The organism is Streptomyces sp. NPDC088733, assembly GCF_044751185.1.
Lineage (GTDB): Bacteria > Actinomycetota > Actinomycetes > Streptomycetales > Streptomycetaceae > Actinacidiphila.
The window spans coordinates 19,699-41,823 of record NZ_JBIVLH010000043.1 but is presented as its reverse complement, the minus strand read 5'-3'; the positions used below and the strand labels follow the sequence as shown (position 1 = coordinate 41,823).

Annotated in this window: 24 protein-coding genes; 11 read left to right on the top strand and 13 right to left on the bottom strand. The window is 68.0% G+C overall.

What is annotated here, in order from left to right; translation table 11 throughout:
* The 3 genes from ACIP64_RS40155 to ACIP64_RS40145 all read left to right on the top strand — a co-directional run.
* On the top strand, positions 1-315 hold a 315-nt coding region (locus tag ACIP64_RS40155), incomplete at its 5' end, for an RNA polymerase sigma factor (protein WP_401597465.1).
* Positions 306-989 (top strand): Asp23/Gls24 family envelope stress response protein, encoded by a 684-nt coding sequence (locus ACIP64_RS40150; RefSeq protein ID WP_401597463.1) that lies wholly within the window; start codon positions 306-308, stop codon positions 987-989. The genes ACIP64_RS40155 and ACIP64_RS40150, both read left to right, overlap by 10 nt.
* The gene (locus ACIP64_RS40145) at positions 986-1,363 is read left to right on the top strand and encodes a hypothetical protein (RefSeq protein ID WP_401597460.1); all 378 of its coding nucleotides are present in this window, start codon (positions 986-988) and stop codon (positions 1,361-1,363) included. The genes ACIP64_RS40150 and ACIP64_RS40145 overlap by 4 nt, the downstream gene beginning before the upstream one ends.
* 146 nt (positions 1,364-1,509) lie before the next feature.
* Here ACIP64_RS40145 and ACIP64_RS40140 read toward each other — a convergent pair whose 3' ends face one another.
* The 4 genes from ACIP64_RS40140 to ACIP64_RS40125 all read right to left on the bottom strand — a co-directional run bounded on the left by ACIP64_RS40140 (position 1,510) and on the right by ACIP64_RS40125 (position 4,310).
* Positions 1,510-2,286, bottom strand: coding sequence for a hypothetical protein (locus ACIP64_RS40140; RefSeq protein WP_401597457.1), 777 nt, complete (start codon positions 2,284-2,286; stop codon positions 1,510-1,512).
* Between the two features lie 679 nt (positions 2,287-2,965).
* Entirely contained in the window at positions 2,966-3,151 is a 186-nt protein-coding gene (locus ACIP64_RS40135; RefSeq protein ID WP_401597454.1) for a CsbD family protein, read from the bottom strand.
* Positions 3,152-3,421: 270 nt separating this feature from the next.
* Entirely contained in the window at positions 3,422-3,589 is a 168-nt protein-coding gene (locus tag ACIP64_RS40130) for a hydrophobic protein (protein ID WP_401597451.1), read from the bottom strand.
* A gap of 103 nt (positions 3,590-3,692) precedes the next feature.
* On the bottom strand, positions 3,693-4,310 hold the full coding sequence (locus tag ACIP64_RS40125; RefSeq protein ID WP_401597449.1) for a hypothetical protein: 618 nt from the start codon (positions 4,308-4,310) through the stop codon (positions 3,693-3,695).
* 942 nt (positions 4,311-5,252) lie between these two features.
* Here ACIP64_RS40125 and ACIP64_RS40120 point away from each other — a divergent pair.
* A complete protein-coding gene (locus ACIP64_RS40120) occupies positions 5,253-5,456 on the top strand; it encodes a hypothetical protein (protein WP_401597446.1) in 204 nt (67 codons plus the stop codon).
* Between the two features lie 156 nt (positions 5,457-5,612).
* On the opposite strand, the gene ACIP64_RS40115 is transcribed toward ACIP64_RS40120, so the two are convergent.
* Positions 5,613-5,840: a hypothetical protein gene (locus ACIP64_RS40115; RefSeq protein WP_401597443.1), complete on the bottom strand. Its 228-nt coding sequence runs from the start codon at positions 5,838-5,840 to the stop codon at positions 5,613-5,615.
* Between the two features lie 344 nt (positions 5,841-6,184).
* On the opposite strand from ACIP64_RS40115, the gene ACIP64_RS40110 reads away from it, so the two are divergent.
* The 4 genes from ACIP64_RS40110 to ACIP64_RS40095 all read left to right on the top strand — a co-directional run bounded on the left by ACIP64_RS40110 (position 6,185) and on the right by ACIP64_RS40095 (position 9,545).
* Positions 6,185-6,508, top strand: a complete 324-nt coding sequence (locus tag ACIP64_RS40110; RefSeq protein ID WP_401597440.1) for a plasmid stabilization protein — start codon at positions 6,185-6,187, stop codon at positions 6,506-6,508.
* A gap of 80 nt (positions 6,509-6,588) precedes the next feature.
* Positions 6,589-6,744: a DUF6131 family protein gene (locus ACIP64_RS40105; RefSeq protein ID WP_401597438.1), complete on the top strand. Its 156-nt coding sequence runs from the start codon at positions 6,589-6,591 to the stop codon at positions 6,742-6,744.
* A gap of 250 nt (positions 6,745-6,994) precedes the next feature.
* A complete protein-coding gene (locus ACIP64_RS40100) occupies positions 6,995-8,227 on the top strand; it encodes a PP2C family protein-serine/threonine phosphatase (protein WP_401597467.1) in 1,233 nt (410 codons plus the stop codon).
* A gap of 781 nt (positions 8,228-9,008) precedes the next feature.
* Complete coding sequence (locus ACIP64_RS40095) at positions 9,009-9,545, top strand: TspO/MBR family protein (RefSeq protein ID WP_401597435.1); 537 nt, start codon at positions 9,009-9,011, stop codon at positions 9,543-9,545.
* 48 nt (positions 9,546-9,593) lie between these two features.
* On the opposite strand, the gene ACIP64_RS40090 is transcribed toward ACIP64_RS40095, so the two are convergent.
* Together ACIP64_RS40090 and ACIP64_RS40085 are read right to left on the bottom strand one after the other, a co-directional pair.
* Positions 9,594-10,625 (bottom strand): SRPBCC family protein, encoded by a 1,032-nt coding sequence (locus ACIP64_RS40090; RefSeq protein ID WP_401597433.1) that lies wholly within the window; start codon positions 10,623-10,625, stop codon positions 9,594-9,596.
* A 4-nt stretch (positions 10,626-10,629) separates the two neighbouring features.
* On the bottom strand, positions 10,630-11,442 hold the full coding sequence (locus ACIP64_RS40085; RefSeq protein WP_401597431.1) for a histone protein: 813 nt from the start codon (positions 11,440-11,442) through the stop codon (positions 10,630-10,632).
* Positions 11,443-12,247: 805 nt separating this feature from the next.
* Between ACIP64_RS40085 and ACIP64_RS40080 the strand changes: the two genes are divergently transcribed.
* Positions 12,248-12,472: a hypothetical protein gene (locus tag ACIP64_RS40080; RefSeq protein ID WP_401597429.1), complete on the top strand. Its 225-nt coding sequence runs from the start codon at positions 12,248-12,250 to the stop codon at positions 12,470-12,472.
* A 570-nt stretch (positions 12,473-13,042) separates the two neighbouring features.
* Here the strand turns inward: ACIP64_RS40080 and ACIP64_RS40075 are convergent.
* From ACIP64_RS40075 to ACIP64_RS40055, 5 genes are all read right to left on the bottom strand, one after another.
* Positions 13,043-13,603 carry a hemerythrin domain-containing protein gene (locus ACIP64_RS40075; protein WP_401597427.1) on the bottom strand — a complete coding sequence of 187 codons (561 nt, stop codon included), beginning with the start codon at positions 13,601-13,603 and terminating at the stop codon, positions 13,043-13,045.
* Between the two features lie 968 nt (positions 13,604-14,571).
* A complete protein-coding gene (locus tag ACIP64_RS40070; RefSeq protein WP_401597424.1) occupies positions 14,572-15,069 on the bottom strand; it encodes a DUF6328 family protein in 498 nt (165 codons plus the stop codon).
* Between the two features lie 292 nt (positions 15,070-15,361).
* On the bottom strand, positions 15,362-15,583 hold the full coding sequence (locus tag ACIP64_RS40065) for a CDGSH iron-sulfur domain-containing protein (protein ID WP_401597421.1): 222 nt from the start codon (positions 15,581-15,583) through the stop codon (positions 15,362-15,364).
* 16 nt (positions 15,584-15,599) lie between these two features.
* On the bottom strand, positions 15,600-16,256 hold the full coding sequence (locus ACIP64_RS40060; protein WP_401597419.1) for a HemK2/MTQ2 family protein methyltransferase: 657 nt from the start codon (positions 16,254-16,256) through the stop codon (positions 15,600-15,602).
* Positions 16,257-16,311: 55 nt separating this feature from the next.
* Positions 16,312-16,983: an HAD family hydrolase gene (locus ACIP64_RS40055; protein WP_401597416.1), complete on the bottom strand. Its 672-nt coding sequence runs from the start codon at positions 16,981-16,983 to the stop codon at positions 16,312-16,314.
* A gap of 135 nt (positions 16,984-17,118) precedes the next feature.
* Here ACIP64_RS40055 and ACIP64_RS40050 point away from each other — a divergent pair, with 135 nt between their 5' ends.
* On the top strand, positions 17,119-18,174 hold the full coding sequence (locus ACIP64_RS40050; protein ID WP_401597413.1) for an iron-containing redox enzyme family protein: 1,056 nt from the start codon (positions 17,119-17,121) through the stop codon (positions 18,172-18,174).
* Between the two features lie 51 nt (positions 18,175-18,225).
* On the opposite strand, the gene ACIP64_RS40045 is transcribed toward ACIP64_RS40050, so the two are convergent.
* On the bottom strand, positions 18,226-19,416 hold the full coding sequence (locus tag ACIP64_RS40045) for a zinc-dependent alcohol dehydrogenase (RefSeq protein ID WP_401597410.1): 1,191 nt from the start codon (positions 19,414-19,416) through the stop codon (positions 18,226-18,228).
* An 844-nt stretch (positions 19,417-20,260) separates the two neighbouring features.
* Here ACIP64_RS40045 and ACIP64_RS40040 point away from each other — a divergent pair.
* Positions 20,261-22,075 (top strand): thiamine pyrophosphate-requiring protein, encoded by a 1,815-nt coding sequence (locus ACIP64_RS40040; RefSeq protein WP_401597407.1) that lies wholly within the window; start codon positions 20,261-20,263, stop codon positions 22,073-22,075.
* The last annotated feature ends 50 nt before the right edge of the window (positions 22,076-22,125 follow it).

Here is a 22,125-nt window from a genome sequence, read left to right as displayed (position 1 = left end):
CACCACTCCTCCCGGCCTGACTCAACGAGCCAGACCCCTGAAGGGGGTCAACTTTCAAGCGTCGCTACCGGTCCACTTTTCAGCCGTCGCCGACACCCAGCACGGGCAGCCGAACACGACGCCTTGTCCGATGCCCTTGCCGGCGCCCTCAGTGCTCTGGAACCGCAGCAGCGGATCTGCTGGATCCTGCGTGAACTCCACGGACTGCGCTACGCACAGATTGCCCACGTGACCGGCACGACCGAGCAGACGGTCCGCGGGCGGCTCTTCCGAGCACGGCGAACCCTGAAGGAGGCACTGGGCACATGGCGCTAGACGACCGTCCACCCCGGCCCCCGCACTCCGGAAGCCGATCGGCGTCCCTAGACGGCGACAGCCTCGAAGAGGTCCGCCGGTTCACCGGTGACGAACTGCTCACCTGCGGGCGCACCCTCAGCCACGCGTGGGAACAGGCGCGGGACGCCACCCCGGCCGCCGACAACCACCTGTCCACCTGCCCTTATTGCCGCGAAGCCACGGAGGGCCTGGCCGCTTTGAACACGGCGACAACAGCCCTGCGGGAGCAAGAACCACCCAGCTCGCAGCAGCTGATCTCCCGCGTCATGGACATCATCCGGAACGAGGTGCGCCTGGGGCCCATGGTGCCGTTGGACGATGTCACGCGCAGTCTCCAGATCGCCGAACATACGGCAGCCGCCGTTTTGCGGCGCGCAGCTGACTCGATACCCGGCGTCACCACAGCGAGCTGCCGCATCATTCCAGCCGACCAGTCGGCGGGCGTGTCGGTGAGCATCACCCTGGCTGCTGTTCTGGGCCGGCCGCTGCAGGAAACCGCTGCGCTGGTACGGCACGCGGTCAACGCCGCAGCCGACCATGCCTTGGGACTGAGGGTGACCGCCGTGGACGTCACCGTGATCGACGTAGAGCAGGCAGCCCGGGAGCATCATTCGGTCTCTCAGGGCGGCGGCGGGCAGGACGGCACCCGATGACCGCCTGCACCATCGCTGACATCCGGCAGGTCGCCGCCGAGACCACGCTCGCGGTCCCCGGGGTGGTCGCTCTGCAGCCCACCCTCGCCAGCCGACTGGCTCAAGCTGCCTCACGGCAGGTCCCAGGCGTGAGAGGCGACGGTCTCGCTTCACCGCGCTCCGGCATCCGGGTCACGTCCGGCGAGGAAGGCTCGGGCTGGATAGTGGAGGTGCGTTGCGTCATGACCGAAGGCCTGCGAGCTCTGGATGTAGCCCGCACCGTTCACGACCGGACCACGGCTTCCCTGCTCACGCTGCTGGCTACCCACGGCTTGCCTGCAAAGGCTCTCACCGTGATCGTCACCATCACACGCATGAGCCATCCGCCACTCTGAGCTGACGATCCCCGTGACGGCAGCGGTCACCTCTCTATGGGTGCCAGGCCCAGGGATGGGCCCGGCACCGGAAAGTGCCCGCATCAGCCGGCCGTGGACGCACGCCACATGGTGATGCATGTGATTGCCCTGCTGGCCTGGTCCTGTCAGAAGGGCTGGAGGCGGGTTTTGACGCCGTCTGCTTCGAAGTCGTAGACGTTGCGGTTGATGCGGAGGCCGTCGACGGCGCCGATCCACATGTGGTCGCGCCCCTTGCCGACCGCGACGGTGAGGATGGTCGGTTGCCCCACGCCTCCGGTGAAGGACGCCTTGAGCTGCGCGAACGTGCACGGGGTGGTCTGGGTGCAGGAGGTCTCGTTGCCGGTGAGGAACCAGGTGCCGGTGGTGGTGGCGTCGAGGTAGGGGCTCCAGCGGTCGACCACCGGCAATGGGGGCGGGGTCCACACCATGGTGGAGTAGTTGTCGCCGGCGGTCATGTTCGGGTCGATCTCGAACCTGATGTTCGGCATGTTGCTCGGGCCGCCGTAGCCGACGTTCTCGCCGGTCTGGAAGACGTGGAAGCCGACCCTGGTCAAGCCGAGCACCGGGTTGCCATAGAAGTCGCGCTCGTTGCCGAAGTCAACCTTCTCACTCGGAGGAGTGAGCGTGGTGGAATTGTTCGCGACCGCGATACCCAGGCTGCCGGTGCCGTAGGGCGGCTGGGACGCAGGCCCCTGCACGCCGAAGGAGCCGAACGGCCCGCTCCGCAGTATCGCAACGGGGGAGCCGATCGTGTTGCGGGTGATCACCCCCCAGTGGTCCGAGAAGAGACCTTTTTCGTCCGCGACAGCAGTCGACGATCCCGAGATCGTCGACGCCGCTGTCGCGGCCAGGGCTATGACCGCAAGCGCCTTGCCGCAGCGCATCCCGATTCGAGCGTTCACTGGTGTTCCTCTCTCAGAGTAAAGGCCGGCCGTAGGCCGCATTTGGCACATGCCAGACGCATACACGACGGCATGCACGCTCGGTCACCGTATCTGACGCATGGTGATGCCGCCTGCTGAGACGGGGCGGTTCAGGCAGAGCCGTGCCGACCAGAGCAGGCCGCGACCGCTCCTGGCCGTCCCGGCGGCGCCTACCTGTGGAGGCCCCTCCCAGGGCGCGGCCGTCGGATGACGCCTACGAACAGCACGGGGCCCCGGCCACTGGTGGCCGGGGCCCCGTGCTGGAGGCGATGTGCGTCTCATGGGTTCAACGACGAACCGTCGGCCACGTCACGTTTACGGCGTACCGCCAGACCTGCACGAGCTGTGCCGTGCCGTCTCATCGAGCGCAAGGAACTGGCGCAGTACACCCTTCCTGTGGTCCAGCGGACCTTCCACTACGGCGTCGGGGACGATCTGGCCAACGTCCAAACCACCAGGCGCCGCACGGCGTCCTGTCAGGTGTCTGTCCGGCCGGTGGCGCACGCGGCAACGTGTTCTGCACCGGCCGGACGGACGCATTCCAACGTAGGACGGGCCGACCGGTTCAGCCCGACACTTTCGTGATCAGTGCCGCAGACGTGCGTGTGGGGCCGCCCCTAGGGGCGGCCCCACACGCAATGTGGCTCGTGCTGCTGGTTCAGGGCCGGGTGATGTCCTGTCCGACGTCCTTGAGCTTCTCCTTGGCCTCGCGGGCGTCGGCCTTGGCCTGCTCGGCGCGGCCCTTGGCAGTCAAGCGCTCGTTGCCCACGGCCTTGCCCGCGGCCGCCTTTGCCTTGCCCACAGCCTGCTCGGTCTTCGCCTTGGCCTTCTCGTTGGCAGTCATACGGTGCACCTTTCTGCCGTTGACGTCGAGGGATTGTTGTGCGTCTGACCGCCGGACAACGCTGCAAACGTGCCGGGCGGGCGATTCTCTTGTTGCCGGCCGCGTGTGACGGGGCGGCTCGCCGGGGAGGTCCGCCGGTTCCCGGGAGCGCGGTGCCAGCAAGCCGCTTGCTGCTCGCCTACCCCGGGCCGTGGCCGAACAGTGCAAGGGGTGGGGCTCGCGGCCCGGTCGGCGGCACGAACCCCGCCCTTGATCTGGGGTGGTGTCAGGTCACCATCGGTACCAGCGGCGGCGTCCGCCGCCTTCGGCGGCTCGGAAGACGAACCCGAGGGCCCACACCACCAGCACGATGATGGCGATCCACCACAGCGCCTTGAGGGCGAAGCCCGCGCCGAACAGGACTAGGGCGAGCAGCAGAACAAGAATCAAAGGAACCATGTCGTCGACCTCCTGACTGCGCGTCTGCCCCGCGATGCGAGCACTACGCGTGAACAGGGCCGGAGCCGGCCGCGGGGAGCGATCCGGGGTGCATGTGCTGGGGTCAGTGCGTCATGTGCCAGCTGGGGACGGCTGGCGCGTGGGTGGGGAGTGCGGTGGTGTGCTGGGCGAGGGAGCGGGCTCGCTGCCACACGCCGTGGACCTGCTGGACGGGGCGTTGCTGTTCTCCGTGTAGGGCGTTGACGATGACGAGTCCGCCGGTCAGCGCGGGCACCAGCCATTGCAGGCAGGCGAGATGTCGCTGCGCGGTGGTGATGTCGACGGGGTGCTCGGTCGCCTTCTGCGCGTCTTCCGGACGGTCGGAGGAGGCGAGCTTGATCTTCCTTCCGAGTACGCCGCTGTATGCGGTAGCGGCCAGCGCGGCCCCAGTGAGCACCGTCTTGACCAGGGTGGAGGTCGCCACGCCCTGCTGGACGGCGACCCGGGGCGCGTTCACCGCGAGCAGGCCGCCGGCGCCGACCAGGTGGCAGCCGATCGCGGCAGCGTTGACCGGGCTCCACCTCTCCCAGCCGCAGGCCGCGATCCGCGCGGTCTCCCGCTCGCCACTGCCTTCAGCCCGGGCGGCGCCGTTCAGACCGACCGCGCCCATCAGGGAGCCGCCGAACCACGCGGCCAGCCCCACATCGTGCAAGCTCCGCAAGACCGTATGGCGTTCGGACATGCTCCCGGCTCCTTGGATAGCGCTCACACAGCGGCGCCCGCCGGTGTTCCCCCACCGTGACCCACCGCGGCCGCCGCCGCCATCGCGGCTGGTACGAACGGGCGGGCAGAGCCCACAAGGTGCCGATCTGACAGCGAAGAATCCACGTTTCGGGGCCCGGCCATGGCTTATGACCCGGGGCGGCCTGCCTGGTTAGTGGCGGCCCCGTGCTGTATGACGGCGCTGGCCGGGTGGGCACCTTGCCGTGTTCCTCGATCTGTACGTGGAACTGCGACAGACCGATCGCGGTCTCCCAGTCGGAAAGCGTCCCCATTTTTGACGGGCGGAAGCGGTTCCCCGCACGCGTTGCGTTGTTGATGGAAAACAAGGTGGGCAAATCGCCCGGGCGGGGACGCTGTGGGAGGTGGTGAGGGCAGTCCGGTCCAGTGCCCGATGGCGCCGGCAAGGACGACGAGCTTCAGCCTTCGAACACTGCGCGAGGGCATACCTGTTGCAGTACAGCGAGTACCGTCCATCTTCTTGTCTCGAACCGTCAAGGCGCAATCGGCACCAACCGCTCTCTCCCGGAGCCGCGCCCCTGCACGGCCGCAGTCGGGACCACGAACGTCCCGTAAATGATCTGCCGGCGCCCAAACCGTAGGTGCAACGACCTCGGCCCCCCGTCGCTTCGCCGCAGCGGGGGGCCGATCCCAATGGCGCGAGTGCCTGGCGGGTTCCGGACCGTGGCCCTCGGGCTCGCACCCCCGAGCCTGCCCGGTCTCGATTACAGGCGCACGCGGAGGGCGCTCAATGGGTGACGTGGAGTATCCGACGCGGCCTAGCCAGGGCGGCGCCGGACCTCTCTCCGGGCGGCCCTGCCCCGAAGGCGCCGAAGCTGCCGATGCGCAGGCAGGGCCGCAATTCCAGGATGCGCCGCCATTCGCCCAGGGTCATCCTGAGCGAATGGACCACCGCGTGATCGTGATGCCCGTGTCACCGAGCGGCGGCCGGCAGGTTCGGACGGAGGAAGAGATCCTCGGCGTCGCCTTCAACGCGGACGATCTGCTGGAGTTCCTGCGTCGCGCCGGTCTCGACCCCGACACAGTCGACATCACCGACCCCGAGCTCATCGACTGGCGCGACGAGGGCCCGGCCGTCTGGCAGTAGCAACCCCGCCGCAGCCATGCATGGCGAGGGCTCACGCCCGAGCAGCCCCGCCCGATAGGCGTGCGCGACTCATATACGAACGGGGCTGCACATCAAGACTGAGCGCTGGCCCAACCGGACGCACCCTGACTCGCCGCAAGCCGGCTGCTGCGGCGTTTAGTCCCGCAGTTTGACCATCATGCGGGCCGCGGCCTTGTCGCTGGCGTGCCCTTCCAGCGCCGCCCATTCAGCAACGTCGAACGGCCAGCCGGCATTGGCGTAGGCAATCACGACGTGGCGGCCGTCCTGGCGCACGCGGTGCTGCGCGTCCCCGGGCCCGGTGCCGGCGATGACGACGGCGGCGGCCGAGGCGGGCGTACGGCACTTGAGCCGGGCTTTGGGCATGACCAACGCTCCCGTAATCGTCTGGTGAAGCGTGCTGCACAGGAGCGTAAGTGCACGTACGGCCTGGTGCGCTGCGGGGCCGCGCGTTGAAGGGTCTCGGGCGGCCTTGACCTTTGACCAACAAATCGGGTCACGTTATCCGCCCAGCAAAGTGCCGCCCGGGTGGAGCAGCGAGGGGAGCGAGCCCCCAAAGCCACCACTTGTAGGGCCTGCACCCGGGAAACCCGCAGCCAAAGCCGAGGACGACCAGACGCTGGGCCTGCTCCAGGACGGAATGCGGGTGAGGATGCACCGCAGGGGTAGTCGCTTCTCGATGGACATACCGCACAAAGTGGAGTGAAGAGATGCCAGCAGGGTCGAACCGCAAGCGCGAACGGCAGTACGAGCACATCAAGGAGAGTGCGAAGGAGCGCGGCGAGAGCGAGAAGCGTGCCGAGGAAATCGCCGCGCGCACGGTCAACAAGGAACGCGCCCGGGCCGGCGAGTCCTCGACCGCCAGCCGCAGTTCAACCGAGGACGTGCCCTCTGGGCACCGCGGCGGGCAACGGTCGGGCAAGGGATCACAGGGACCGACCCGCGACCAGCTGTATGCGGAGGCCAAGCGCCGGAACATCGACGGCCGGTCCCACATGAACAAGGCCGAACTCGAGCGCGCTCTCGACAAGTAGCCGATGAGCGGAACCAGCGGTCAGGCACGCACGGCACAGGCGCACCACCGCCCATTCAACGCCGGCATACGGAGGGCACCATGCTCATCCTGGGCATCATTCTGCTGATCATCGGATTCCTCACCGGAATCTCGATTCTGTGGACCATCGGCATCATCCTGGTGGTCATCGGCCTCGTGCTGTGGGTCATGGGAGCCTTGGGCCACGCCATTGGCGGACGACGGCACTACTGGTAGATGCCTGGATGCTCAGGCGACCTTCCTGGTATGGCAGGAAAGCCTCCGCGGAAAGTCGCCTCCGCGCCGCCGCCGCCGATGACCTTCGCGTGGCAGAAGGCCTGCAGCATCAACACGATTCGTGGAACGACCGAGGCCGACGTGCTGCGCACTGCCGGATTCGACGCACCGTGGATCAGAGCACCTCACGCCCGGCCGCTGAGACAAGGTGGCGAAAGGTTTCGTGGTGAGAACGGAAGACCTACTGGGGATGCTGAGCGGGCTGCTGGGCGCCGGTCACCTGGCCAGCATGGAACAGCTCCCGGGCTTGGTGGCCGAGCACGCGGCCGTTGCCGGTCTCCAGGACGTCCGCGTCTATGTGGCGGATCTGCGACAGCAAATGCTGCGGGAACTGACCGGGCGGGGGGTCAATGCCGGGCAGGATGGTGATGAATTGTCCATCGAGACCACCTTGCCAGGGCGGGCGTTTCGCCTCACACGGACCATGGCGGAGCCTGGATCTGTGGCGGGGCTGCAGCGGCACTGGGTTCCCGTCCTCGACGGTACCCAGCGCCTGGGTGTCCTGCGGGTGGATGTCCCCGATGCCGAGGCGCTCGAAGCGGCCCGCCACCTTGCCTCGCTGGTCGGCCTGCACCTCGTGAGCAAACGGTCCTTCAGCGACTCCCACGCCCGTCTGGTCCGCAGCGAACCGATGAACATCGTCGCGGAGATGCAATGGGCGCTGATGCCGCCCCGGACTTTCGCCAACGGCCAGATCGTGGTCTGTGCCGAGATGGAGCCCGCCTACCGTGTCGGCGGTGATGCGTTCGACTACGCACTGGCCGGTGACGTACTGCACCTGGCGGTGTTCGACGCCATGGGCCACGACACCGCAGCTGGACTGACGGCGAACCTGGCGATGGCTGCCTGCCGAAATCAGCGTCGTCACGACGCCGGCCTGGTGGCGATGAGCGAGGGCATCGATCAGGTGCTGATCGAGCAATTCGCGCATACCCGCTATGCCACGGGTGTGCTGGCCGACCTGAGTCTGTCCACTGGCCGCCTGACGTGGGTCAATCGCGGCCACCCCCCACCGGTGCTGATCCGCGGCAACCGTTCGGTCACCATGTGCGTCTGCTCCCCCTCCCACCCGATGGGCACTGGTCTCGGCCTTCCCGTGAACCTGTGCCATGCGCATCTACAACCCGGTGACCGCCTGCTGCTGTACACCGACGGCGTCACCGAGGCGCGGGACGCGAAAGGCCAGGAATTCGGGCTGGACCGGTTCACCGAGTTCATCATCCGCCAGCAGGCCGAGGACCTGCCAGTTCCCGAAACGCTGCGCCGTCTGATGCACGCCGTCCTCAATCACCACCGCGGGCGCCTCCAGGACGATGCCACCGTCCTGATCTGTGAGTGGCATGGGCCGTACCCCGTGCCTGGCGCCGAAAGCAGGGTAATCGGAGGAGCATCGCACAACCCCAGGGGGCCGGAAATTTCTTAAGAGGGCCGGTTGCCATCGCCCCTCGGCGTCCCGACTTCTGCTGCCACCACATTCGACCACTTCGAACTTTGGCTGTCCCTGCGCAGAAACCAGCGCCGCGGTTGGCGGCTTTGGCGCGAGACCTGTACCTGCGTGGCGCACGGCTCGGCCCCCACCACACCACCGTGGCGGGGGCCGGCTCATGGGCAGAGGACTCCGCCGGGGGATGAACGAAGCCCTCAAGCAACAAACACCACGGTGGCCGGTCCCGGCGGGAGGCGCAACCGGTGGGCCTCCTTACGGGTGACCTCCAACGGATAATGACGGGCGGGCCCAGCGTGGAGACCCGGGACCATGCGCCCGTTCTCTTCTACGGGAGACTCCGCTCCGAGGGATCACTCACCCGCGGAAGCGAGGCCACTTCCAGGCCCGGCGAGGGGCAGTGGTTCCGACCAGATGCAGAGCCGGGGGTCGCCGCGTCCGCATCGACAGAACGATCCTCTGGGGACACAGCGAGAGCCGTTGCCATCGCATCCCCGCCGGACGGACACGGGAAAGACTAGGACTGACTCCTTCGGCATGTGACCAACCAGGCCACCAGGGGGAAATGCTTCGGCGCTCGGCAACAGCGAGGCAGAGGTTGGGTACAAAACGGCCCCCGTCGAGGCACAATTGAGGCCGAGTGGCGAAGACGTAATTATTTGATCGCTTGACTACTGTGCGGCGCCTGCCAGGCCTTACGCCTTACTCCCTGTCAGAATTCGCACAGCCATCTGCCATAACGGGTTAACGAAGAAGGTCTATGCCTATGAGGCTCATCAGTGAACGCGGGGGTTATTCGCGACTCATGCCGGGTTTCGGCACAGAGCTGAACTGGAGGCCCTACGTTGGTGCAGCAATCGCTGTAGCCGCCGCAGCAGCAACAGGTGCTGCAGCCGTTGACACGAACAGTGCCTGGTACCGGGAACTACCGAAACCGCCGTGGCAACCGCCGTCATGGGTGTTTCCGACAGTCTGGACGCCGCTGTACGCGACCATCGCATGGTCGGCGGGACGGACCTGGAACCGGGCGAGCGAGCCAGAGCGCAGGAACTTGGTAGTCGCGCTGACGGTGAACCTGACTTTGAACGCAGCCTGGAGCTGGAGCTTTTTCGCAGCCCGCAGCCCACGCGCTGGCTTGGCCAGCAACCTGCTGTTGGACGTCAGCAACCTCCACGTCATCCGCACCGTATCCCGCAGCGATCGGCGAGGTACTGCCGCCCTCCTGCCGTATGCAGCTTGGTGCTGGTACGCCACCGCCCTCAGCGCCGCGATCGTCCAACACGACCGACGTCCCTGACGCGTAAGGCCTCACCTACTATTTCATCGTGGCGATTCGCACCGACGATCATCGATCGTCCCGCTTTTCCTCGTCGTCTTCGTATTCCTCGTCTTCGTATTCACCTTCTTGCAGTTCGTTGTCGTCTTCCTCCCCCTCGTCTTCGTCTCCGTCGTAGTACTCACTCTCGCCTTCATCTCCCTCCTCATATTCCATGTCCTGATCATCGGCGTAGACGTCGGCGCCTTCGTCGGCGCCTGCGTCCTGCTGCTGCTCCTCCTCGACGGCTTCCTCGTGTGTGCGGACGATTTCACCGTCACGGATTTCACCCCGCCAGGCTTCCGGCTCCTCGTCGGTCAAGGTGACGTAGCGTTGGAAGTGCTTGAAATCCAGCCTCAGCCGCCGCCCTTGAGCACGCCAGATGTTGGCGGTCTTCTCGAAGAAGCCGGAAGGGTAGTACTCGACGACCAGTACGATGCGGGTGAGATTGGGTGTCATTTCATGGAAGCTGACGCAGCCACGGGTGGTGCCCTTGGCTCCCTCCGAGGTCCACACGATACGTTCGTCCGGTATCTGCTCCTGGACTGTAGCCTTCCAACCACGCGTTGAGGGACCGACTTTGACCTTCCAGTCGCTGTCGGCGTCCTTACCCTTCGAGACGCTGCGCACGCCCTTGGTGAAGCTGCTGAACTTCTCGTACTGGGTCCAGTGGTCGTAGGCGTCACGGATAGGTATGCCCACGTCCTGCACTTCGATGATGTTCATGACCTTGGTGGTGCCGGACTTACGTCCCTTCCCGCCGCCTCCGCCACCGAACGTCTCCTTGACCTTGCCGACCACACTTTCCTTCACACTTTTCGCCTTCTCGCCGACCAGAGCCTTGACCGGTGAGTCCCCCTGGAGCATCCGAAAACCGGCCTTTGAGAGCACGCCACCGTTCTCCGCTACCCCCGAGAGTCCGTCGGTGAGGTCGCCCAGCTTGCCGCCGGCTTTGCCCGCAAGGTTTTCCGCCTGGGCTCCCACGAACTCCTTGAGCGCTCCGCGTAGCTGGTCCAGTCCCGAGCCCTGCCCATTTTCGGTGTCACGTGCCGTCCCGACCATGCGTCTACCTCCGCGGCCCTGGAGATGCCTTCTTCGCCGTCGCCTTCTTCGCACCGCTCGTCTTTGCGGTGGTCCTCTTCGGCGACGCCGAGGACCTTCTCGCCGTCGACGTCTTTTTCGCGGGCGCTGCCTTCTTCGCCGCTGCCTTCTTCGCGGGGGCCCTCTTCGCGGGGGCCGACTTCTTGGCAGGTGTCTTACGGGCGGCGGCCTTCTCAGGACGACCGCGACGACGCTGGGCACTCGCAGCGTGCTCCTCGTCCGGCTCCTTGGCGGGACGGCGACGGCGACGGGCGGGCTCTTCTTCCTGCTGGTGCTCGTCCTCCGGCTCTTCCTCGTACTCGTCCTCTTCCTCCTCAGGTTCTTCCTCATCTTCTTCGTACTCGTCCTCAGGCTCATCCCGTTCTTCGTCGCGCTCTTGGTCCTCCGGCTCCTCCTCCTCCTCTTCCTCGTACTCGTAGTCGTCCTCGGGCTCTTCGTCTTCGTCGTGCGGCTCCTCTTGGCCCCTGCTGCCTATGCGTTCGGTGCGCTGATGCAAGGAGTCGGCCAGATCGGCGAGTTTGCGGTCGGCCACCGCGCTCACCGCCCTGCGTCCGGCTTCGAGGGCCTCACCGCGAAGCTGCTTGTTGAGGTCGTCGAACTGCGGAAGCTCACGCAACCGCTTGACCCCTTCCACAAGCAGCTGTTGCGGCTCCAGCCCGAAACGGCGACCTGCCAGGTAGGTCGCCATCGCGAACGCGACCCGCCCCTTCTTCGTCCGCCCCAGGACGTAGCCGCCGAGAACCGCGGCAGCAAGAGCGGCCTTGGGTACATCAGCCATTGTTTTTCCCTTCAGGGGCTGCCGAGCAGGGGCTCCGGCTGGCGAGTGGCACCCATGTATGCGGGCCGTCTACCTCGCAGGTGGAGTGTGCGATGGAGCAGCAGCCGTTGACGTGCTCGTCTCTCCGCCTCTTTCCAGTCTGAGCGGTGATCTCAGCAGACGCATGCGGGAAGAAGTCCCCCACCAATGGAGGCCACGCCGAGGGCACGCAACCGGCGCTGTCCGGGCGGCCGGCCATGTCGTGAGCTCGGTCCCGGATGCGCCAATAGGAGTCGTACAACCCTCGGAGAACGACGAGTTCTTTTACGCATAGCGCGCAGTAGGGGTGGAGTCGGGCGCCGAGGGGCCGGGGCTGGAGGCGGAGTTCGATACCAACACGTTGAGACGGACGTTGCGGAACCGACACGCGGCCTGGACTACGAGGGACAGCGACCCGCAGCGGCGACCGAAGGTGGGTGGCTGGGTCCTCACCTCACCACAGTCGAACGTGTGCGCGAACTACGTCACGCGGTGGAGGTTCCAGGCTCCCAGAAGCCCGGGGACGTCCCCGCGTGCCTCGATGCATACCCGCCCCAGCCGAAGTGGTGTGGCGGGCTGCGTTTCGCGGGCCGCGTACCGGGACGGCGGCGCGGACCCACCCCCGGACCTGCTGGATGGACGCCGACGGCTGCCCTCGGCAACCGGCAGCTCCGACGTCTGCCACGTGGAAGATCGGCACGCCGACCTCCCGTGCATACTCGGGCTGTTTTGCGGCCCGTTGGCCGGGAAGCCGAACTAGACATGCTGAGGAGTGACTTCGGTGGATATGCCTGATGACATAACTCCCGCTCCGGTGACCCAGGAGCTTCCGATACCCGACTACAAACACTTGCCGCGGATCTCTGTCGAAGGCCGGGTCGGCACACTCGACCAGGACGGCGCGCAGAAGGTACTGCGGTACGAACGCGAACACCGGGACCGGACCCCGGTCATCCAGCTGCTCATCGCCCGACTGCAGCAGCTCCGCACCGTGGACGACAAGACCCGCTGACACGCCCCGCGGATGCGTTCGAGGCGTAGCGCACCCCTGTGTGATGCCCGTGCTCTACCGGTCACCTATGACTCCCTAGCCGGCACTGTACAAGCAGGGCGTGACCGGGGAGTCGGGTGACCACAACACACGTCCTGGGGTGGGTCAGTGGACATGCTTGAGCGGAACGCCTGGCCTGCGACCGGGAGTCGCTCTGGCTGAGCCATCAAGCAGCGCCGCCCAGCGCGTACTGGAACGCTTGGACGGTGGGCGATCCGAATCCGACGATCTGGGACCGCTGCCTACGGCAAAGTCGCAGCGTATGCCCGATCGGCAACGAGGACGGCGGGCACAAGGTCAGCGGGGACGCGGTCCAGGCCCTCAACGACGTCGGCTCTTCCCACTGGGCCGCCGACGCGGTCACGTGGGGACATGCTCGCCCAAGATCGCCCGGTGAGCTGTGGCGCCGCGGTCAAGCGGACACAAGTCTGGCTGCGTGCGGCATCGGCGTAAGCAGGTCGCGATGTCGATCGCGGGTGCGCAATGCAGCAGGGCCGGCGGGTGTCGGCCGGCCCCTGCCGCCAAGGTCGGTCAGGACCTGCCGCGTCCGGTGACGAAGTCCCTGGCCCGGTCGACGAGACCCGCGCCGGGAGCCAGCAGCTTGTTGCCCGGAGGGGTGTCCGGTGCGCTCGGGTGCGGCCTGGTGGGCGCGACCTTCTTGGCCCGACGGACCTGATCGCCCAGTTCCGTCAGCTGTTCGGGGGTACAGGCCTGGGCCAGGCTGGGGAAGAGCTGCTGTTCCTCCTCGCGCACGTGCTCCGTGACGTCGGTGATCAGCTTGAGCACCAGGGCGTCGAACCGCGCGTCGTCCACGTCGACGTCCTCCAGGTCCTTCAGGACCCTTTCGACCTCAGCGTGCTCCTCGATCTCCTTGTCGGCCATCGGCCCGCCCCCGGGCACGTGCTCCCGGACCGCCGGGTACAGGTACATCTCCTCGGCGACCGAATGCCGTACGAGCTCGATGGTCAGGTCGTCGAGCACGTCACGGCGCTGCTTGTCGCCGACAGGAAGGGCCTGGAGGCGAGCGAAGTACTCCTCGACCTCGCGGTGGTCCGCCGTGAGCTCTGCGATGACGTTGCCGCCGTGTCCCATCACGATCTCCTTCTCGGGCAGAGACGAACGCTTCCTCAAAGGCGGCTTCCCGATCTCGCCGAAGGCACGCACGCATCCCTCGGCCGGCGGATCGTGCACGGCCCACGCCCTGTCGACGAGCCCCGGCGTGAGCAGTACGTCAACGGCGGTGCGCGCGAGAGCCTCGCCGGCCGCGAGCATTGCCGCGCGACCCCGCGGACCGGCTGCGCCGTAGGCAAACTACGCTGTGTGATCCGAAGCCGGCGAGCCCGGCGGATGGCGACGCACGATGGTTGACGTCACCGGTGTCGGAAGAGCCGAGCCAGGCCCCCGGAACCGGTTCGCTGAGGTCCAGACCCTGCCGGGCGAGATGGCTGGAAAAACGGCCGGACACGCGACGCGGACCTGGGCTGATGCCGTCAGAGGGCCCACCGCCAGTTGTGAACAGCGGGGTGGAACATCGGCGCGGCATCGACGCCTTCGAAAACACCCTCGTCGGTGAGTACGACCTTGCCGCCACCGCACTCCTCCGCCGGCGTGCCCCTCAAAGGAGAGTTCCGGCGATCGGTGCAGCGAGAGGGCAACGTCCCAGGGCGCCAGCCCCTTCCCTGATCTCCTGGCCGAGCAGGTCGTGCACCTCGTTGAGCGGCTCCGGCACCACGGCCTCCAGGGGTTTCACAGCCGTCACCACCCAGAACGGCCGTCGTGATCCCGCTGAGTAGGCGGTCGCACCAGGGTGGGCGTATGGAGGGTCAGCAGGCCGCGCAAGCACAGTTCGTCGAGAACCTGCAACAGCAGGGGACGGCCGCCGTCAGCGTGCTCTCGCACGGGTGCCAGCCTGCCTTCTAGGCTTGGGCCTCGGGGCCGCGGCACACCGTGCGGCTCTGGTTCATCGGACCGGTGAATGCACACTCGGACCATCGGCACCAGCACGCCCCGTGCGGATAGGCCGTACGGGCGAAGCCTTCTGTACCTGGTGAGATCCGCCCTCAGTCCTCGGCGAGCCGGATCCGGGCCCAGAGCGGGAGCACGAACCAGCACAGCAGGTACCAGAGCAGGACCGCCGCCACCAGCCACGGCACGAATGCGTCGTGGGTGGCCACCCGCAGCACGAGCAGCAGGGCCGAGGTCATGGTGGCCAGCAGCAGGACCAGCCCGGCGAACGTGAGCCGTGCCGCCCAGCGGACGGCTTCGGGCTTGATGCGCCGTCCCGACACCAGGCGGTGGAAGGACACCGGGCCGATCAGCGCCCCCGTCGCGCAGGCTCCCAGGACGACCGTGACGATGTAGATCGCCTTCTCCGTGTCCCCGAGCCGCGGATAGTGCGGGGTGAACACGACGGTCAGCAGGAAGCCGAAGAGGATCTGCACCCCCGTCTGCGCGACGCGCACCTCCTGGATGAGCTCGCCCCACTGCCGGTCGGCGCGCTCCTCCCGGGTCTCGTCGCGCCCCCGCCCCGAGGGGGGCGTCTTGCTTCCAGAGTTCATGCGGCCCTCCCCGGTTCCAGCGATGTCGTCCCTCCCGCCGCGTGTACCCCCGAACCCCGCGACTACCGTTCGATGGCGCGTCATCCAGTCGGTGTCTCCGCTCACGGGCAAGCAGGAAGGCTGGTACAGGGATGGTCGCGGTGCCTCGATGTGGACGACCGGCATGAAGGGACCCGAATCAACGGCAGCACGGACGCGATGCTCTCTGGGACGACGACGGTCGGACCATCGCGCACAACCCGTGTGGCCGGCCTCGTCGTCACCGGGAATAAAAATGGCGCCCATCATGTGGTCAGCGAGTCTCCGGGGCGCAACCGGTGGACGGTCGGTCCTTCGAAGCCGCCACACGCCGTGTGCGTCGACGGTGGCTGGTGTCGCACCACGGAAAAGTACGGCTGCGGCGGCATGCGCAGACGGCAACGAGGAAGCGGTCGGATCGCAGGAGCTGGCCGTCACTGAGAACGACCTCGACGGGACCTTCGATGAGGATCGGGCCATCGTCGGTGATCGTCACGCGAGTTGGGACGGATTCACCCCTGGTGCTCACCACGGATCACCACCAGTTCCTCATTCTGCGTGCCGTGCGCTATCAGCCCCTGCTCCTCCAGCCAGCGGGCACGGCGGCGCAACACCGGCCCGAACGGGATGCACCGGCGCTCGGAGACGGCGGCACGGAGTCCGGCACGGCGCAACCGGCTCAGGGTGTCCTCGACGCCGCACAGCCCTGAGTGCACCAGGAGCAAGACGCCGCCCGGGGCCAGCAGGGAGGGGGCGTCGATGCAGATCCTGTCGAGCAGCGCACGGCCATCACGGCCGGCGTCCCAGGCCAGCGCGCGGCCGCGTCGTGGCAGGCAGGCCAGCGGTGACGGAAGGTACGGCGGGTTGGCCATGATCAGGTCGAAGCTGCAACCGATGACCGGCCTGGTGAGGTCGCCCCGCAGGACCCGGACGCGCATGCCGTTGATTCTGGCGTTGAACCATGTCGTGCAGACCGCGCGCAGAGCGGCGTCGACCGCCGTCACGTGCGTACCTCTGCGCTCCGCCGCCGTCATGGCGAGCGCGCCGGAACCGGTCCCGAGATCGAGGACGTTGGCACAGTCCGGTAGCGGTTCGCGCTCCACAGCATCCCGCAGGAGGAGAGTGTCGTCCTGAGGCCGGTAGACCCCCGGCAGGCGCAAAAGCCGCATGTGTGGATCACTACCCGGACGTCACCGGTCAAACGTGCGCTCGGGTCGGGCGCGGTCAGCGCCACAGCGGACTGCTGTCGAGGGAAGCCAGCATGTTCCGGGGGCTCCGGTAGACCGCGGCCGCGCCCGCCTCCTCGAGTTCCGCTCGTCCGATGCCGCCGGAGAGCAGCGCGACGCAGGGCACCCCCGCCTTACCGGCGGCTTCGATGTCCCAGACGGTGTCGCCCACGAACACTGCTCGGCCGGCCGGGACACCCGCCCGCTCCAGGGCCTGCGTCACGAGGTCGGGAGCCGGTTTGCTCGCGGAAACGTCGTCCTTGCTGGTCGCGTCGGCGATGACGTCATCGGCGTCGAGCGCGGCCCGCATGACCGCGAGCTCGTTGCTGTCGGCCGATGTGGCCAGCACGACCCGGAAGCCCCTGGCCGCGACCGCGCGCAGCAGGTCCGCGGCGCCGTCCAGAGGAGCGAGCGCCGGACCATAGGCGCCGTAGAGGGCCTTGTGTGCGCCGCTGATCGCGTCGTCGCCCCGGCGGTCGCGGGTCTCTCCCAGCAGCCGGTCCAGCAGATGGTCGGAGCCCATGCCGATGGCGTGGTGGATGTCAGCCATCGACACGACACATCCGGCTTGCCGGAACGCCTCCCACCACGACACGACGTGAAGGTAATTGGTATCCACCAAAGTGCCGTCCATGTCGAACAGGGCGGCACGCTCAGCCTCGTCGCTCATGCGGGGCTCCCTCCCGCTGGATGAAAGGTTCACGCACGGCGACTACCCTCCGCGCATCCGGATAGACGTGACCGGCATGGACTCCCGGCGCTGGGGCATGCGCCCCCGTACCCGAGCGTGGAGGGGAGTCGCGAGATGACCACGGTCTCCGGCATCAGCGGTGAGCCTGCGGTCCCATCAGCGCGCGGACCGCTTTCCGCACTCGTCACGGACGCACTGACCAGCGGACCGCCTCCGCGCCCGCTACCCGCCCCGGACGCAGAATGCGAACGGACCGATCCATACGGCGACGATCTTCAACTGGCCTTGCATGTGTGCTACGAGCTGCACTACAGGGGGCTCGCCGACGTCGACGCCTCCTGGGAGTGGGATCCGGCGCTCCTGCGGTTCCGCGCGGCCCTGGAAGCGGCCTTCGAGAGCGCCCTTCGCGCCGACACCAGGGGAGTCGGCAGCGCTGCGGACCTCGAGGCCGAACTGGACACGATGCTCGTCGAACCCGTCGACGGCACCAGCGTGGGGCATTATCTGCGTGACCGTGCGGATTGGGACCAGCTGCGTGAGTATTTCGTCCACCGCTCGGTGTATCAGCTCAAAGAGGCGGACCCGCAGGCCTGGGTGATCCCCCGACTGGCCGGTCGCGCCAAGGCCGCGCTGGTCGCGGTCGAGTACGACGAGTTCGGAGCAGGGCGCGCCGAACGTGTGCACGCACAGCTCTTCGCCGACCTGATGCGGGATGCGGGACTCGATCCGGTCTACGGGCACTATGTGGACAGCGTGCCCGCCGTCACACTGGCCACCGTGAACCTGGTATCGCATCTGGGCTTGCACCGCCGCCTGCGCGGCGCGCTCGTCGGCCACTTCGCCGCAGGAGAGATCACCACCGCTCCCAGCGCACGCCGCTTGGTGCAGGCCATCGACCGCTTGGGCGGGGGCGCCGCGTGCCGGCACTTCTACGCCGAACACATCGACGCGGACGCGGTCCACGAGCAGGTCATGCGGCGCGACGTCCTGGGTGACCTCGTCGCACGTGAACCCGCGCTCACACCTGACATCGTGTTCGGGGTGCGCGCCGCCGCGCTGCTGGAGGAACACCTCGAAACCCATGTGCTCGACGCATGGCGCACCGGACGCTCGTCGCTGCGCCTGCCCCTGCCCGATCACTCAACGCGGCGACAAGCGCTGTGGAGTTGAGTGGCCGGCGACGTCGCGCGGCGGACCGCTTCCGGCGGTGTTCACGCGGTCTCAGGGACGCATCAGCACCTTGATGGCACCGTCGGCCTTCTTCTGGAACATCTCGTAGGCCTGTGCCGCCTGCTCCAGCGGCATGTGGTGGGTGGCGAAGGAGTCGACGCCCAAGGGGTCGTCGTCGTTGAGCAGCGGCAGGATCTCGTCGCTCCAGCGGTGGACGTTGGCCTGTCCCATGCGCAGCTGGATCTGCTTGTCGAACATGGTCATCATCGGCATGGGGTCGCTCATCCCGCCGTACACGCCGCTCACCGATACGGTGCCGCCGCGCCGGACCATGTCGATGGCCAGGTGGAGCGCGCCGAGGCGGTCGACGCCCGCGTACTCCATCAGCTTGGCTGCCCAGGCCCGCGGCAGGAGGCCGGCTGCCTGCTGCGCCGTCTTGCCCAACGTGCTGCCGTGGGCCTCGGTGCCGACGGCGTCGATCACGGCGTCCGGGCCGCGGCCGTCCGTGGCGTCCTGGACGGCGGCGACCAGCTCCTCCGCGTCGTCGAAGTCGTTCAGGTCGTACGTATCTGTCCCGTCCTGCCCTGCCCGCGCGAGCCGCTCGGGCACATGGTCGATGCCGATCACGCGGCCTGCTCCCAGATGGCGTGCCACGCGGCAGCTCATGGCGCCGATCGGTCCGAGACCGAGCACGGCGACGGAACCGCCGGCCGGCACTGCGGCGTACTCCACGGCCTGCCATGCCGTGGGCAGGACGTCCGAGAGGTAGACGAAGCGGTCGTCGGGCGGCCCGTCCGGAACCTTGATCGGCCCGAACTGGGCCTGCGGCACCCGCAGGTACTCGGCCTGGGCGCCGGGGACCCTGCCGTACAGCTTGGTGTAGCCGAACAGCGCGGCACCGGAACCGAACTCGGTGACCTGCGTGGTCTCGCACTGCGTGGGCAGGCCTTCCCGGCACATGTAGCAGGTGCCGCACGAGATCTGGAACGGCACCACGACCCGGTCACCGGGAGCGAGATCGGTAATGTCGGCGCCCACCTCCTCCACGATGCCCATGGGCTCGTGGCCGAGGATGTCCCCGGGTGTCATGTAGGGCGCCAGGACTTCGTACAGGTGCAGGTCAGAGCCACACAGGCCGGTCGAGGTGATGCGGATGACGGCATCCGTCGGCTTCTCGATCCGCGGGTCGGGCACCGTCTCGACCCTCACGTCACGCTTTCCCTGCCACACGGTCGCGCGCATGGTCGATCACTCCTCTCGGACATGGACCTCCGTCGGGGCGGAAGGGTCGCGTACCCGAGGGACGGCCCGCCAACCGCCTGTGGACCGTTGCGCCCGGAGCGTTAGGGAACGCGGCCTTCGGGCAGCCGACCCTTGGGGCGGCACTCGGCCGCCCGGCCGGGCGGGAGGCGGCACGCATGCGCGAGGAGCGGAGACCCTCAGCGGGCCGGACCGCGGCCTGGACGCACCCCCGCTGGAACGGGCACTGCGCGAGCGGGTTGACGGGGAGGTGCGCTTCAACGGCGGCACCCGGGGCGCGCACACCACCGACGGATCCAACTACCGCCAGGTGCCCAACGGTCTCGTGGTGCCGAAAACCCCGGACGTCGGTGCCGCGGCCATGCCGTGTGCGCCAGGTTCAGCGCGCCCCTGCTGTGGCGCGGCGGTGGGACGAGCCTGGGCGGGCGCTGCACCAATGGGGCCGTAATGCCGCCAGCACGCCCTACTGACCGACGACGCGGACCGCGAACTGATCCCTGGCAGGTCCGGGCCCGGACGTGCTTGACGAGGGCTGTTGCGGCCCGGCGCCCATGGCGGTGGGTGAGCTGGGCGGTTCTGCCCGTCGTGCGGGCCGCGGCCCCCCGAGGCCGTCGGGCTCGCCGACGGCTTCAGATGCCGCACCCCAGATCAAGCAGAGCGGCAGCGACCGGCGTGCACCTGCCCTGGGCGGACGCCTCGCCGAGCGGCCCGAGCGTCACGGCGGGACGGACGCGTGCCCGCAGCGGCCCTGGGGGCCCGGTCCTTCGGCCCGGCCTTGAGGCGCCGCTGACAGCCGGCAACACCGACGACAGAGGAAGGAAACCCCGTGTCGATCAAGGTCTCGGACTTCGTCCTGCAGCGCCTGCGGGAATGGGATGTGGAGCACGTCTTCGCCTATCCCGGCGACGGCATCAATGGACTGCTCGCCGCCTGGGGACGGGCGGACAACAAGCCGGTCTTCGTGCAGGCCCGGCACGAGGAGATGGCCGCCTTCCAGGCGGTGGGCTATGCCAAGTTCTCCGGACGGGTGGGGGTGTGCGCTGCCACCTCCGGGCCCGGTGCCATCCATCTGCTCAACGGGCTCTACGACGCGAAGCTCGACCACGTGCCGGTGGTGGCGATCGTGGGCCAGACCAACCGCAGCGCGATGGGTGGCTCGTACCAGCAGGAAGTCGATCTGCTGAGCCTCTACAAGGACGTCGCGTCCGAGTACGTCGAGATGGTGACCGTTCCCGAGCAGCTGCCCAATGTCATCGACCGGGCCATGCGCACGGCCCAGGCCCGGCGAACCGTCACTGCGGTGATCATTCCGGCGGACGTCCAGGAACTCGCATACTCCGAGCCCGAACACGCCTTCAAGATGGTGCCCTCCAGCCTCGGCATGTCCGCGTCGGCACCGGTACCCGACGACGCGGACCTGGCACTGGCCGCGGAGGTGCTCAACGCCGGCGAGAAGGTCGCCATCCTCGTGGGCCAGGGCGCCCGGGGTGCGCGGGCCGAGGTGGAGCAGCTGGCCGACACCCTGGGCGCAGGCGTGGCCAAGGCCCTGCTCGGCAAGGACGCCCTGTCCGACGAACTGCCGTACGTGACCGGCGCCATCGGCCTGCTCGGCACCCGGCCGAGCTACGAGCTGATGCACGGATGCGACACCCTGCTCGTCATCGGCTCCAGCTTCCCCTACACCCAGTTCCTCCCGGAGTTCGGCAAGGCCCGCGCGGTGCAGATCGACATCGACCCGTTCATGGTCGGGCTGCGCTACCCCTTCGAGGTCAACCTCGTCGGCGATGCGCGACGCACCCTGGCGCGGCTGCTGCCGATGCTGGAGCGCAAGGAGCACGGCAGTTGGCGCAAGAAGATCGAGAAGGACACGGCCCGCTGGTGGGAGGTCATGCAGCGGCGGGCGGCCGTCGAGGCCGATCCGATCAACCCCGAGCACGTCGTGCACGCCCTGGACGCTCTCCTGCCCGACGACGTGATCCTGGCGGCAGACTCCGGGTCCGCGGCCAACTGGTACGCCCGCCACCTGCGGATGCGCGCGGACATGCGCGGTTCGCTGTCCGGCACGCTGGCCACGATGGGTCCGGGGGTCCCCTACGTCATCGGCGCCAAGTTCGCCCACCCGGAGCGGCCCGCGGTCGCCCTGGTCGGTGACGGCGCGATGCAGATGAACGGGATGGCCGAACTGATCACCGCGGCGAAGTACTACGAGGGGTGGTCCGACCCGCGCATGGTCGTGGCCGTCCTGAACAACGGCGACCTCAACCAGGTCACGTGGGAGATGCGCGCCATGTCCGGCGCCCCGCAGTTCCTGCCCTCGCAGTCGCTTCCGGACGTACGGTACGCGGACTTCGCACGCTCGATCGGTCTGGACGGACTGCGGGTGGAGAAGCCCGCGGACGTCGAGGACGCCTGGCAGCGGGCGCTCGCCGCGGACCGGCCGTTCGTCCTGGACTTCCGTACCGACCCCGCCGTGCCCCCGATCCCGCCGCACGCCACGCTGGACCAGATCGAGGCCGCGGCCGCCTCCGTCCTCAAGGGCGACTCCGACCGGGCCGCCATGGTCCGTCAGGGCTTCAAGGCGAAGGTGCAGGAGATGCTCCCCGGCCGGAAGCAGCACGAGCCCGGAGACCGGCAAGGATGACGACCCCCTCCGCCGCAGCGGGACGGCCGGTGTACGTGGCGGACGCGGTG

Coding starts and splice junctions, on each gene's coding strand:
- ACIP64_RS40115 (WP_401597443.1), bottom strand. CDS start 5,840: ATGCCCAAAGCCCGGCTCAAGTGCCGTACGCCCGCCTCGGCCGCCGCC.
- ACIP64_RS40055 (WP_401597416.1), bottom strand. CDS start 16,983: ATGAGCGACGAGGCTGAGCGTGCCGCCCTGTTCGACATGGACGGCACT.
- ACIP64_RS40085 (WP_401597431.1), bottom strand. CDS start 11,442: ATGGCTGATGTACCCAAGGCCGCTCTTGCTGCCGCGGTTCTCGGCGGC.
- ACIP64_RS40145 (WP_401597460.1), top strand. CDS start 986: ATGACCGCCTGCACCATCGCTGACATCCGGCAGGTCGCCGCCGAGACC.
- ACIP64_RS40060 (WP_401597419.1), bottom strand. CDS start 16,256: ATGCGGCTTTTGCGCCTGCCGGGGGTCTACCGGCCTCAGGACGACACT.
- ACIP64_RS40110 (WP_401597440.1), top strand. CDS start 6,185: ATGCCAGCAGGGTCGAACCGCAAGCGCGAACGGCAGTACGAGCACATC.
- ACIP64_RS40050 (WP_401597413.1), top strand. CDS start 17,119: ATGACCACGGTCTCCGGCATCAGCGGTGAGCCTGCGGTCCCATCAGCG.
- ACIP64_RS40130 (WP_401597451.1), bottom strand. CDS start 3,589: ATGGTTCCTTTGATTCTTGTTCTGCTGCTCGCCCTAGTCCTGTTCGGC.
- ACIP64_RS40075 (WP_401597427.1), bottom strand. CDS start 13,603: ATGGGACACGGCGGCAACGTCATCGCAGAGCTCACGGCGGACCACCGC.
- ACIP64_RS40105 (WP_401597438.1), top strand. CDS start 6,589: ATGCTCATCCTGGGCATCATTCTGCTGATCATCGGATTCCTCACCGGA.
- ACIP64_RS40135 (WP_401597454.1), bottom strand. CDS start 3,151: ATGACTGCCAACGAGAAGGCCAAGGCGAAGACCGAGCAGGCTGTGGGC.
- ACIP64_RS40090 (WP_401597433.1), bottom strand. CDS start 10,625: ATGGTCGGGACGGCACGTGACACCGAAAATGGGCAGGGCTCGGGACTG.
- ACIP64_RS40070 (WP_401597424.1), bottom strand. CDS start 15,069: ATGAACTCTGGAAGCAAGACGCCCCCCTCGGGGCGGGGGCGCGACGAG.
- ACIP64_RS40080 (WP_401597429.1), top strand. CDS start 12,248: ATGCCTGATGACATAACTCCCGCTCCGGTGACCCAGGAGCTTCCGATA.
- ACIP64_RS40125 (WP_401597449.1), bottom strand. CDS start 4,310: ATGTCCGAACGCCATACGGTCTTGCGGAGCTTGCACGATGTGGGGCTG.
- ACIP64_RS40100 (WP_401597467.1), top strand. CDS start 6,995: ATGCTGAGCGGGCTGCTGGGCGCCGGTCACCTGGCCAGCATGGAACAG.
- ACIP64_RS40150 (WP_401597463.1), top strand. CDS start 306: ATGGCGCTAGACGACCGTCCACCCCGGCCCCCGCACTCCGGAAGCCGA.
- ACIP64_RS40045 (WP_401597410.1), bottom strand. CDS start 19,416: ATGCGCGCGACCGTGTGGCAGGGAAAGCGTGACGTGAGGGTCGAGACG.
- ACIP64_RS40120 (WP_401597446.1), top strand. CDS start 5,253: ATGGACCACCGCGTGATCGTGATGCCCGTGTCACCGAGCGGCGGCCGG.
- ACIP64_RS40095 (WP_401597435.1), top strand. CDS start 9,009: ATGCCTATGAGGCTCATCAGTGAACGCGGGGGTTATTCGCGACTCATG.